The organism is Flavobacterium endophyticum, assembly GCF_003634455.1.
GTDB lineage: Bacteria > Bacteroidota > Bacteroidia > Flavobacteriales > Flavobacteriaceae > Flavobacterium > Flavobacterium endophyticum.
On the sequence record NZ_RBLC01000001.1, the window covers coordinates 1305547 to 1317852 of the forward strand.

Consider the following 12306-nt stretch of genomic DNA (forward strand, 5'->3'; position numbering starts at 1 on the left):
AAAATTTTATAGAGTTCAATTCCAATTAAATGCTTTTTTAATCTGCATACAAAAAACAATTAAGAAACTTTAATAAATCAATCTTATGCCGCTTCTGCAAAAAAACAGTAATTTTGAAATCGAAGTTCAAAAAACGAAATTATTATGAAATACCATCAAATAGACCGCCAGCTTTTTATCAAAAATCGCCAAAAGTTTACGGCTCAAATGAAGCCAAATAGCGTTGCCATCTTTAATTCTAATGATATTTATCCAGTTTCCGCAGACAGTACTTTACCTTTTGCACAACACCGCGACATCTTTTATTTGAGTGGCGTTGACCAAGAAGAAAGCATTCTGCTGCTTTTTCCGGATGCTCCCTACGAGAATTTAAAAGAAATCCTTTTCCTGAAAGAAACCAGCGAACACATTGCCATCTGGGAAGGCGAAAAACTGACCAAAGAAAGAGCTTTTGAGGTTTCTGGAATCAAGACCGTAATCTGGTTGCAAGATTTCAACAAGACTTTGAAGGAAATCATGGCCTATTCTGATACGATATACATCAACACCAACGAGCATTACCGTGCTACGATTGAAACAGAGACTCGCGAAGCGCGTTTTGTAAAATGGTGGAAAGAAAATTATCCAGCTCATAAAGTCGAAAAGTCCAATCCAATCTTACAGCGCTTGCGTTCTGTGAAAGAAAGCGAAGAAATCGACTTGATCCAGCATGCCTGCAACATTACAGAAAAGGGTTTTAGAAGATTGCTTTCTTTTGTAAAACCTAATGTGATGGAGTATGAAATTGAAGCAGAATTGATTCATGAATTCGTCAGAAACCGTTCCAAAGGTTTTGCGTATACGCCGATTATCGCTTCTGGAAACAATGCGAACGTTTTGCATTATATCGAAAACAACCAGCAATGCAAGGCCGGCGATTTGATACTGCTTGATGTTGCTGCAGAATATGCGAATTACTCTAGCGATTTGTCTAGGACTATTCCTGTTTCTGGAAAATATACAGACAGACAAAAAGCCGTTTATAATGCTGTTTTGAGAGTCAAAAACGAAGCTACAAAAATGCTGGTACCGGGAACGCTTTGGAAACAATATCACGTAGAAGTCGGCAAACTGATGACTTCTGAATTGTTAGGCTTAGGACTTATCGACAAAGCGGATGTGCAAAACGAAAATCCGGACTGGCCTGCTTACAAAAAATATTTTATGCACGGAACTTCCCACCATATGGGACTGGATACACATGACTACGGATTGCTTCACGAACCGATGCAGGCAAACATGGTGTTTACCGTTGAGCCTGGAATTTACATACCTGCAGAAGGCTTCGGAATTCGTCTTGAGGATAATGTTGTCGTTCATGAAAGCGGCGAGCCGTTCAACTTGATGCGCAATATTCCTATTGAGATTGAAGAAATCGAAAGTTTGATGAACGAATAGAATTGCAGATTTTTGATTGCAGATTTAGAAAACGGCTTGCGGATTGCAGGCCGTTTTTATTTTATATTTTAAAGAAGCTTTTGCTAAGGAACATAATCCTTATTTTTGCAGGACAAAACAAAAGCTTTGAAAGAGATCATCTACAAAAACACAAAAATTTCGTATTCGGATTCCGGAAAGGGAACAGCTATCGTATTCCTCCATGGTTTTTTAGAAAACAGTACGATGTGGGATTATTTTGTTCCTGATTTTTCTAAGAAATACCGTATTATAGCTATCGATTTGTTAGGCCACGGCCAAACTGAGCCATTAGGCTATGTACATTCTATGGAAGACAATGCCGATGCGGTGCATGCCGTCTTATCTGAATTGAAAATCCGGAAAGCACTATTTGTAGGTCATTCTATGGGCGGCTATGTGGCTCTGGCTTTTGCCGAATTGTATCCTGACAACGTCAAAGGAATTGTCTTGCTTAATTCGACTTCAAGGGCTGATAGCGACGAACGGAAAGCCAATCGCGACCGCGCTATCAAAGCGGTAAAGCAGAACTATACTAACTTCGTAAGGCTGTCTATCGCCAATCTGTTCAGCGAAAACAATCGCGAAAGGTTAGCTTCAGAAATTGAAAGCGTAAAAGAGGAGGCTCTGAAGACGCCGCTTCAAGGAATCGTTGCTTCTTTGGAAGGAATGAAAATACGCAAGGATCGGGAAGTCATTCTTCATTTTGCGCCCTATCCTATCCTATTGGTCTTAGGAAAAAATGATCCGGTATTGAATTACGAAGAAAGTCTTGACCAGATTGAAAATACTTCTGCTAAACTGCTTACTTTCCCCGACGGACACATGAGTCCGATTGAAAACCGAGAGGAACTAAAAAAAGAGCTGACGGCTTTCTTTAAAAGCATCTAAAAACACTACGCTTTTGGAAATTAGATTTTTTCTTGGAACGGAATCTCCTTATCTAAGATTTCGTTCAAAAGCAACACCAATTGTTCGATATAATTTCCTGAAATAGCATCATCTATAATTGAAATTTCGGTCTTGTCTTCCTTGAAATTAAAAGTAAGGAAGCCTGATTTTAAATTCTTAAACGATAGGATGCCGACTTCCATTTCTTGGCCCTGCAGATGAGGCGCATACATAAAGGCATAAGCCAATACCTGAATGATCTTGTCGTTCTTGATTTCTGAGGTTAATTTGTCCCATTGCTTCAACGATACTTCTTTACCGTCTACTTTTCCGGTCTTATAGTCGATAATCCTGATTTTTCCGTTGCGTTGTTCGATCCTATCGACATTCCCCTTAATCAATACTGGAAACGGCAGTTTTGGGTGCTCTAACAGTCTTTCATAGGTTTTTTCTAGAGCGATTATCTTTACGGCATCGCCATTTTCGATTTCCTGCAATTCTAGTTTCAGAAAGTTAAGGACATTTCTTTTGGCTACTTCAAAGGCCAGCAGGTTCCTGCCTTTTTTGATCTCCCCTTCTTTGTAGACAATCTTGAACTGCTTTAAGACCTCATCATCAATCTGCTTGATGCAGTTTTTGATGTCTTCTGCGGATAGGAATTTATCAATAAAAGGTTCATACAAGACACGCAGGGTTTCGTGTATGATTGTCCCAAGGGTATTTAGGGCAATGTTTTCTTCGACTTCTTCAACTTCTCGTATGCGCAGGATTTTCTGCATATAGAACTGGATCGGGTTTCGGATATAGCTGGTCAAGGCCGATGGTGAAAAACCGTTAACGGCAATTTCTTTCAAGCGCAACATGACACTTTCTGATTTCGGAATTACAATTGGCTTGTAGGCGATATCGGGCAAAGCAGCATTATAAATTTCGTGGGTAAGCGCATGGTTTTGCTGCTTTTCGACTTCGAGCTGGGTTATGAAGCGGCTTTTTTCTCCACCGTCCAAACCTTCGCTTTCTGTATTGTACAGCAGGTAGATATTTTTTGCTCGTTGCAGCAGGTGGTAAAAGTGATAGGTATAAATCGCGTCTTTTTCTTTAAACGTCGGCAGTCCCAATTCGCGTTTTACGTCATACGGAATGAAGGAGTTTTGTGATTTCCCGGCAGGGAACTTTCCTTCGTTCATCGATGTGACAATTACGGTATCGAAATCCAATACACGGCTTTCGAGTACTCCCATAATCTGCAAGCCGTTGAGCGGTTCTCCTTCAAAAGAGACTTCGGCGAGGTCGATAATCTGCTTGTAGACGGCAAATAGCGTTTCTATCGTATCGATATGCTGATGCCTAGAGTAGTAGTTCATCAGCTTGTTGATGACCTTGAAAATGGAATAGACAAAGGCTTTGGTAATTTTCTCTTCGTCATTGTCATTGCTCAGATTGGACTTGATCTGCAGCAGCAGGCTTGAAATCGTCTCGAGCACTTGCATCGAACCGTGCTCCCATTTTTGGAATAGCAATAGAAAGAGCGTGCTTTGATTCGGACTCAGCTCCAAAAGCTTGTTATGGGTAATAAACGTATAGTTGTTTTGGTTAATGATGTTTACCAAAGCGGCGGCCTGGGCATAGGGTTCTACCAAAGGGTGCGTCAGGATATCTAAAACATCTTTGTAGTAAAACACATAGCTGTTTGGGTTTCTTGACAGCGCATTTGAATGCAGCTTGAAGAGTTTTGCTATCAGAATCTGGGCAGGATTGTTCTTTCCGGAATATCCCATCGTGATGTTGAGGGCTTTGACTGATGCTGGCAATGCATAAAGCAGCGGTACCAGAAGGTTTTCTTCGCCTAAGACAATTGCTGTCTTGTTAAGGGAATTTTCGCGCTCTGCGTGTTTTTCGATTATGCTCCCGGCAATCTTGGCTTGGCCAATGGTTTTTGGCGTTCCGATAATCTGGATGTTTTTAGGCTCTGAAAAGTCTTTTACGATCCATTCGAAGGGATTGGCCTTGTAATGCTTCCAGCTTTCTTTAAACCGTCTCAAAAACAGTCCTGCGTCATGAAACGGATCGTTTAGGAACGCTTCGTCTGCATCCCAAAAGATTTTTGCCTTATCGGTGACCAAAAGGTGCTGTACTATTTTTTCTTCGGAGGCATTGAGGGCATTGAAACCGGCAAAAAGAAATTCTTTATTTCCGATTGCATTTGAAAAATGGTTTAGGTTTTTGACAGCTTCTCTATAAATCAGGCCTTGGTAGCCGATTCCCTTGTTTAAAAGGTGTCCGTATAAGGCTTCGTAGTAAACTGGCAGCAGGTTCCAGAACTGTAGATAATTATCAATCATCGTGGTTCTTTTTTCGGCATCGACCGACCAGTGCTTGATGTCTTCGATGTCTTTGAGATACGAAAGGACGTGGCTGGGCTCTAACAGATACCTGTCTATTTCATTGAAATCCTGCAATAGGGTTTTTGCCCAATTGGCAAAGAGCTCAAAGGGCTGTTGTTTTTCTTTGTCGGTGATCTCGATATAGATTTCGTAGAATTCGAAGACGAGTTCAATACTGTCGACCGAGCGTATTCCTGCAATGTCTTGGATAAAGTCTTCGATGCTGATGATCTGTGGGGCAAATATTGTATTCTGAGTCTTCTTCCTGAGGGCTTCAATCAAAAAGACCTTGGCTCTTTTATTGGGCAGTACCACGACCAAGTCGGATAATTTGTCGTTATAGCCATCGATTATCGTGGACGCTATTTTGTCTAAAAACGTAGTCTCTGCCATAGGATAAAAATAAAAAAACGCCCCGATAAATCGAGGCGTTTTTAAAACTTATTTTAGGATAAAATTAATCTTTGATCAATTTCACTTCAACTCTTCTGTTGTTAGCTTTACCTTTAGCAGTTTTGTTAGTATCGATTGGTTTAGTTTCACCGAAACCTGTAGATCTCAATCTAGAAGATTCGATTCCGTTTTCAATCAAGAAGTTTTTAACTGCTGCAGCTCTGTTTTCAGAAAGCGTTTGGTTTAACGCGTTAGAACCGTCGCTGTCAGTGTGACCTTCAATAGAGAATCTTGAAGTTGGGTATTCTTTAAGGATAGCGTTGATAGCTTCCAATACTGGCATAGTTTCTGGTTTGAAAGTAGCTTTACCGCTGTTGAACAAGATAGTTTTAGCGTAAGCGTTCAATTTGTTAACTTGCTCTTCAGTGATTTCTGGACAACCGTTGTTAGCAACAGTACCTTTCACGTCTGGACATCTGTCATCTTTATCGAAAACTCCGTCACCATCTCTATCTGGCCAAGGGCATCCACCATTTTCTTTTGGACCTTTAGTATCTGGACATTTGTCAACATTGTCAGCAACACCGTCACCGTCTCTGTCTGGACATCCGTTCATAGCTTTAGTACCCGCTTCGTTTGGACAAGCATCATCTTTATCAGCGATTCCGTCTCCGTCAGTATCAGGACATCCTTGGAAAGCAGCTAAACCAGCAACATCTGGACAAGCGTCATCTTTGTCTGGAATTCCGTCTCCGTCAGTATCAGGACATCCTTGGAATTGTTTTAGACCAGCGATATCTGGACAAGCGTCATCTTTATCGTAGATTCCGTCACCATCTGTATCTTTTCCTCCAAATTTGAAAGTAAGACCAGCAAAGTGCTGCATGTGAGAAGGAACATCTCCGTTAGGACGTCTCAAGTTTTCATCGAATGAATGTTTGTAAGTAGATTGAAGTGTAAGACCTACAGTTTCTGTAAACCAGAAAGTCAAACCTAAACCACCATTCACTGTTCCGTAGCTAGCGTCTCCGAAGAAAGTATAACCTCCACCAACGTGAGCATAAGGATCGATAACTTTAGAACCGATTAGGTTCATAAGGCTATATTTGATGATACCATCTACAGCGTAGTACGTCAAATCCCCTGGATTAGTTGATTCAAAAGTGCTTAAAGTACCAGGAACTTTATTCACAAACTTATCAATCTTGTTAATAGACCCTGTAACTCCAAAAGAGAAATCAGAACCTATGTGTCTAGATACATTCAAATAAGAAACTGAAGGCAAGATGTTCCAGTTGTCTTTTGCATTAAAAAAATTCGAAAACTGATCTTCAAATTTCTTAGCTGCACTAAATCTTGTATCTACAGCATTAGCTCCAAAGGAAATAGCCCATGGATTGTCGCTATCCTGTGCAGTGGCATTTAAGCCTACAGCTAACAACATAGCAGCAAAAATTTTGTTTAGATGTTTCATACTTAATTTTATTAGATTACAATACGTTAATTAAGACAAAAGTAATATGTTAAAAGGTAATTACAAAGATTTATGTTAAAAAATTAACTCAAATTTAGTTAAATGTTAATTCAGATTACGTTTAACCTTTTTCCTACAGTCGTAAATGCCTGAATAGCAGCATCTAAGTGTTCTTTCGAATGTGCTGCCGAAAGCTGTACTCTTATCCTTGCTTTGTCTTTTGGAACAACTGGAAAGAAAAATCCTATTACATAAATGCCCTCTTTTAACAATTCGTTAGCCATATTTTGTGATAATTTGGCGTCATAAAGCATCACGGGAACGATAGCAGAGTCTCCATCGATGATATCAAATCCTGCTTCTTTCATTCCTTTTTTGAAGTAATTGGTGTTCCATTCTAGCTTATCTCTCAAGACGGTATCTCTTTCTAAAAGCTCAAAAACCTTGATGGAAGCTCCAACAATCGACGGCGCTAACGAGTTTGAAAACAAGTACGGTCTTGAACGCTGGCGCAACAGCTCGATAATTTCTTTTTTTGCTGTCGTATAGCCTCCCATTGCACCTCCCAGGGCTTTTCCTAGGGTTCCAGTAATGATATCGACTCTACCCATAACGCCTTTGGCTTCTAAGGTCCCTTTTCCAGTGGCTCCGATAAATCCTGCGGCGTGGCATTCGTCTACCATTACCAGGGCATCGTATTTGTCTGCGAGGTCGCAAATCTTGTCTAGCGGCGCTACCAATCCGTCCATAGAAAAGACTCCGTCGGTCACGATAATCTTGAAACGGTGTCCGGCTTCGTTTGCCTTGATGAGCTGCTGCTCCAGGTCTTCCATGTTGCTGTTTTCATAACGGTAGCGGGCGGCCTTGCACAGGCGGACCCCATCGATAATAGAGGCATGGTTTAAGGAATCGGAGATAATGGCATCGTTTTCGCCAAACAGCGGCTCAAAGACACCGCCGTTGGCATCAAAGGCAGCGGCGTATAAAATCGTGTCTTCCGTTCCGTAGAAATCGGCTATTTTTTTCTCTAGGGTCTTGTGGATGTCTTGGGTACCGCAGATAAAACGAACGGACGACATTCCGAAACCGTGCGTATCTAAAGCATCTTTGGCAGCCTGAACGACTTCTGGGTGCGAGGATAGCCCGAGGTAATTATTAGCACAAAAGTTTAGGACGGTTTCTCCTGTTGAGATCGTGATTTCTGCTCCTTGCGGCGAGGTAATTATTCTTTCTTTCTTGAAAATACCATTGTCTTCTATGGTTTGCAATTCCGACTGAAGGTGTTCTTTTATTTTTCCGTACATTTTGGATTTATGATTTTGGATTTATGATTTATGATTTTAGGCTTATCTTACCTTTTGACTTTCTGACTTTATAACTTTCGACTTTATGTCTTTCTGACTTTATGTCTTTCTGACTTTACAAATTTACTACATTTACTTCTTCCCCGATATATACGAGCGCTTTTTTGACTACCTGGAAGCCCATTTTCTCGATGGCCTGCTGATAGGCTTCGAGCTGCTGCTGGTATTTTTGGTTGTGCATTCCGGTTTTGTAATCGAGCAGATAGACCTGCCTGTCTTTTGCCATGACCATGCGGTCGGGCTTGATCGGCGTGCCTTCTTTTTGGATGATGGTCTGCTCGTTCATCACTTTGTGGCCTTCGGAAAAATAGTCGGAAAGCTCGGGATGGTTGAGGATATGCAGGATGGTCTGCGCGACTTCTTCTTTTTGCGCTGCGACGATCAGTCCGTTTTCGACGGCCTTGGCTAGGGCGAGCTCTACATCGGAACTGGTTTCTATATAGGATAGTATTTCATGGACTACGTTTCCGTATTCGATGGCTTTCTGTTGGTGCGTTCCCCACATGAGGGATTCGCGCTGGGCAATCTTGATGGCTTTTGGGTCTAGCACGTGCTGTACGAAAGGTACTTTCTGTGCTTCTTCGGTCATCGTATTTTCTGGCGACAGCTTTTCGGGGCTTCCAATTTCATATTCGAGCTTGTCGACTTCAAAATCAGCGTAGTTCTCTAGGTAGTTGATAAAAAACGTGGCCATGTTGTTCTTTGGCAGCTCTCCTTTTGCCGAAAGGTTCATGCTCGAGATGATATAGAGCTGTTCTTCGGCACGGGTCAGGGCTACGTAGAGTACGTTGACGTTGTCGAGCAGATCCTCTTGTTTTTTCTGCTGGTAGACAAAGGAGGCTTCTTCTCCAAAGCCTTCGACGGAGCTGTTGTTGTCGATAAGGACACGCGGCAGTTCTGAAATATTTTCTTCGCTGTCGAGCCAGAGCTTGTCTTTGGGTTTTCGGGAATAGTCTTCTTCGGCAAAGGGCATGATGACGACGGGAAATTCCAGTCCTTTGGATTTGTGAATGGTCATGATGCGCACGGCATTTTTTCCGTCGGGAGAGGGAATGCTGAACTTGTGTCCGTTTTTCTCCCAATAGGAAAGAAAATCGGTAATTCCTGCTTGGTTCTTGATGTCTCTTTCGAGCACCAGGTCTAGGAAATATTGGATGTAGGCATTGTTCTGCTTGAGGTTGATGAATTTGGAAACGATGCTTTCTACGGCTTCATAGAGCGATTTTCTCCTGAGGTTCTGGAACGACAGGGAAATGTCGAATGTGGTGAGCCAGCTTTCGAATTCTTTTTCTTCTCTTTTTTCCATCCCTTGAAAAATAAAGTCATGGACGGGAAGCTCTTGCTGCACGTATTCGCCTATGTAGTGCAACAGGTAGGCTTTTGCTTCGAGGTTGCTGCTGTTTTTGAGGTAGCGGAGCACGTTGAGTATAAAGATGACTTCGGTGGCATTCTCGATCATCAGGGTTTCTGACGAGAGGATGGGCACGCCTTGCTGCGTCAAGTAATTGGCAACGGCGATTCCTTGGTCGCGCTTGCGCGTCAGGATGGCAATGTCTTTGTATTCGAAGCCTCGGGCTACCGACTTGCGGATGGCGTCTAAGGTGGCCAGCACAAATTGGCGGGTCTTGTCTGGGGCTTCTTCTTCCTCGCCTTCGGCTTTTTCTATCTTGGGAATGAAGGAGATATTGACGTAGCCGCCTGTTTTTGAATTGGGCTTTTGGTGGCTGTGGTTTTCATAGAGGTCTTTGTAATCGGGGTCGGTGAACTGGCCCGAGAGCATCTTGAAAAACTGGTTGTTGAACTGGATGATCTGGGAGTAGCTCCTGAAATTCTTGTCGAGATGCTCGATTCTTTTGTCGGGATTGTTGAACGGGTTGTGTTCTTTGCCGAGCTCTATAAATTGTTCTGCCTTTCCGCCACGCCAGCGGTAGATGGATTGTTTTGGGTCGCCTACGATCATGAGCGAGCCTCTTTCGCCTTCAAGGTCTTCGCTGGAAAGGGCGTTGTCGATGAGGGGAATGAGGTTCTGCCACTGCATTTCGGAGGTATCCTGAAACTCGTCTATAAAAAAGTGCTTGTATTTTTCGCCCAGCCTTTCGTAGATGAAGGGCGCGGGCTGGTTCTGGATTTCTTTGTGGATGATGGCGTTGAACTCTGAAATGGAAAGGATATTTTGTTCTTTCTGGATTTTTGTGAGTTCTTGACTTACGGTATTGAGCAGCGACAGGGGCGTGATGTTTTTTAGGAAGGCGCTGTAAAAGGCTATCTTTTCTTGATTTTTATATACGCAGCTGAGTATCGAGAGCAGCTCTGGAATAAGGGCTTCGATGGCGTCTTTGTCTTTGGCGGTCTTGTTGATCTTGATGTCGTCTGCTTCGTGGTAGGTCTTGTTTTTGGGATTGAATTTCCGTTCCTTGATGCTTAGCAGGTGTTTTGGAAAATAGCCTCCGGAAAAGGATTTTTCGTCTATGCCCGCCGCGGCTATCTTAGACAGGGCTTCTTCGGCCCAGCCTACGCATTGGGTTTCGAGTTCTTTTACGGCTTCTTGGATTTTCTTTTTTATGGCCACGAATTCGGTTATCGTCTTGTCTTGGAAGTGGACAATCTCATTTCGGTTGTTTTCGTTGAGAAGGAGCCTTCCGGTGTCGAGGATTTCGCGGGTGATGTCCCAGCTTTTGTCATCGTCGGTCTTTTCCATCGTAAAGTCTACGAGGAGCTTGGTCAGGGTTTCTTCTTCTCCGGCTTGGGCAATAATGGCATCTACGGCTTCTGCCAGCAGATTGTCGGTCTCCAGGGAGACGTCGAAGGTGATGGGCAGGCCGAGGTCATGGGCAAAGGCGCGGATGACTTTGTGGGTAAACTTGTCTATGGTCGAAATGTCAAAGGAGGCATAGTTGTGGATGATGTTCTTGATGATCTGCCGGGCCTTTGTTTTTATTGCTATGGGATTGAGGGCGGTTTCTTGCTGTATGGCCAGCATGAGCTCCATGGCTTTGGGACTGGGGTCGTCTTTGGCGAATTCGGAGAGGCTGGTGATGATACGGCTTTTCATCTCGCCTACGGCCTTGTTGGTAAAGGTGATAGCAAGGATGTTCCTGTAGGCGTCGTTTTTGGAAGACATGAGGAGTATCTTCAGGTATTCTTTTACGAGGGTAAAGGTTTTTCCTGAGCCGGCAGAGGCGTCGTATAATGTGAATGCGGTCTTGTGCATTAGGCGATAAACAAATTTGTTTGCAATAGTTAGGGAGCGTTGTTATGGGTCTTATTATTTTGGTATTGGCTCGTATTGTTTACTTGGCTTATTTTCTGACAGTTGCCGTATTGGCTTTTCACATTTCTTTTGTTTTTTTGGGGTATTATCATTTTCTTTAATGTAATTATAACAAAATAGTATTTCTTATTCCAAAGTTAAATGTTTAATTTTGAATAAAATATTTATTAATCTGAATAAAAATATATACTATGGCTTTTGAATTACCAAAATTACCGTACGCTTATGATGCACTGGAACCTCACATTGATGCTAGAACAATGGAAATTCATCATTCAAAGCACCATAATGCTTACACAACCAACTTGAACGCGGCTATTCAGGGCACTGATCTAGATGGCTTGACTATCGAAAATATTCTTATCAATCTTGACAAAAAGAATGCTGCTGTCCGCAATAACGGGGGCGGGTTCTACAACCACAACTTGTTTTGGAAGGTGATGTCTCCTACTGGCGGCGGACTTCCTAAAGGGGATCTTTTGGATGCTATCGAGAGGGACTTTGGAACTTTTGAGGAGTTCAAGGCTAAGTTTTCTAAGGCGGGCGCTACGCAGTTTGGTTCTGGATGGGCTTGGCTTTGTGTTCACAAGGGCGGCAAGCTAGAGGTTTGCGGCACGCCTAACCAGGATAATCCTTTGATGCCGGATGTGGGCTGCGGCGGTACTCCGATCTTAGGCATGGATGTTTGGGAGCATGCGTATTATTTGAATTACCAAAATAGAAGACCTGATTATATCGAGGCTTTTTTCAATGTGATCAATTGGGAAGAGGTTTCGAGAAGATATGCTTTGGAGAAATAGTATTTTCCCCCTTAAGCGAAAAAGCGTCCTGATTGTTTGGGACGCTTTTTTTTGTGCTTTTCACAGCATCGTAAAATAAAAAAGGTGGAATTGCTTCCACCCTTTTTGCCCCAAATCTACCATAAACTTAACCTACTAATGCTATGGTTCTCCAAATGTAGTGGTGTGCTTGTTGCCGTGCAACTATTTCTGTTGAACGAATAAAATAATCGATAAAGTGCGGAAATGGGCCTTGACGGGAGTGCCAAACGGCTTGAAAATGGATTCGGAGGGA

Annotated in this window: 7 protein-coding genes; 3 read left to right on the forward strand and 4 right to left on the reverse strand. The window is 42.6% G+C overall.

What is annotated here, in order from left to right; translation table 11 throughout:
* Positions 1–144: 144 nt before the first annotated feature.
* Together CLV94_RS06025 and CLV94_RS06030 are read left to right on the forward strand one after the other, a co-directional pair.
* Positions 145–1437 carry an aminopeptidase P family protein gene (locus CLV94_RS06025; protein ID WP_121375517.1) on the forward strand — a complete coding sequence of 431 codons (1293 nt, stop codon included), beginning with the start codon at positions 145–147 and terminating at the stop codon, positions 1435–1437.
* Between the two features lie 126 nt (positions 1438–1563).
* Positions 1564–2346: an alpha/beta fold hydrolase gene (locus tag CLV94_RS06030; protein ID WP_121376240.1), complete on the forward strand. Its 783-nt coding sequence runs from the start codon at positions 1564–1566 to the stop codon at positions 2344–2346.
* A 20-nt stretch (positions 2347–2366) separates the two neighbouring features.
* On the opposite strand, the gene CLV94_RS06035 is transcribed toward CLV94_RS06030, so the two are convergent.
* From CLV94_RS06035 to CLV94_RS06050, 4 genes are all read right to left on the reverse strand, one after another.
* Positions 2367–5123, reverse strand: a complete 2757-nt coding sequence (locus tag CLV94_RS06035; protein ID WP_121375518.1) for a PD-(D/E)XK nuclease family protein — start codon at positions 5121–5123, stop codon at positions 2367–2369.
* 64 nt (positions 5124–5187) lie between these two features.
* The gene (locus CLV94_RS06040) at positions 5188–6597 is read right to left on the reverse strand and encodes an OmpA family protein (RefSeq protein WP_121375519.1); all 1410 of its coding nucleotides are present in this window, start codon (positions 6595–6597) and stop codon (positions 5188–5190) included.
* 110 nt (positions 6598–6707) lie between these two features.
* Positions 6708–7901, reverse strand: a complete 1194-nt coding sequence (gene kbl / locus CLV94_RS06045) for a glycine C-acetyltransferase (protein WP_121375520.1) — start codon at positions 7899–7901, stop codon at positions 6708–6710.
* A gap of 115 nt (positions 7902–8016) precedes the next feature.
* On the reverse strand, positions 8017–11172 hold the full coding sequence (locus tag CLV94_RS06050) for a UvrD-helicase domain-containing protein (RefSeq protein WP_121375521.1): 3156 nt from the start codon (positions 11170–11172) through the stop codon (positions 8017–8019).
* A gap of 251 nt (positions 11173–11423) precedes the next feature.
* Between CLV94_RS06050 and CLV94_RS06055 the strand changes: the two genes are divergently transcribed.
* Complete coding sequence (locus tag CLV94_RS06055; RefSeq protein ID WP_121375522.1) at positions 11424–12032, forward strand: superoxide dismutase; 609 nt, start codon at positions 11424–11426, stop codon at positions 12030–12032.
* The last annotated feature ends 274 nt before the right edge of the window (positions 12033–12306 follow it).

Bases quoted from the DNA above. Each gene is read 5' to 3' on its own strand.
- CLV94_RS06025 (WP_121375517.1), top strand. From the start codon at position 145: ATGAAATACCATCAAATAGACCGCCAGCTTTTTATCAAAAATCGCCAA.
- CLV94_RS06035 (WP_121375518.1), bottom strand. From the start codon at position 5,123: ATGGCAGAGACTACGTTTTTAGACAAAATAGCGTCCACGATAATCGAT.
- CLV94_RS06040 (WP_121375519.1), bottom strand. From the start codon at position 6,597: ATGAAACATCTAAACAAAATTTTTGCTGCTATGTTGTTAGCTGTAGGC.
- kbl (WP_121375520.1), bottom strand. From the start codon at position 7,901: ATGTACGGAAAAATAAAAGAACACCTTCAGTCGGAATTGCAAACCATA.
- CLV94_RS06050 (WP_121375521.1), bottom strand. From the start codon at position 11,172: ATGCACAAGACCGCATTCACATTATACGACGCCTCTGCCGGCTCAGGA.
- CLV94_RS06055 (WP_121375522.1), top strand. From the start codon at position 11,424: ATGGCTTTTGAATTACCAAAATTACCGTACGCTTATGATGCACTGGAA.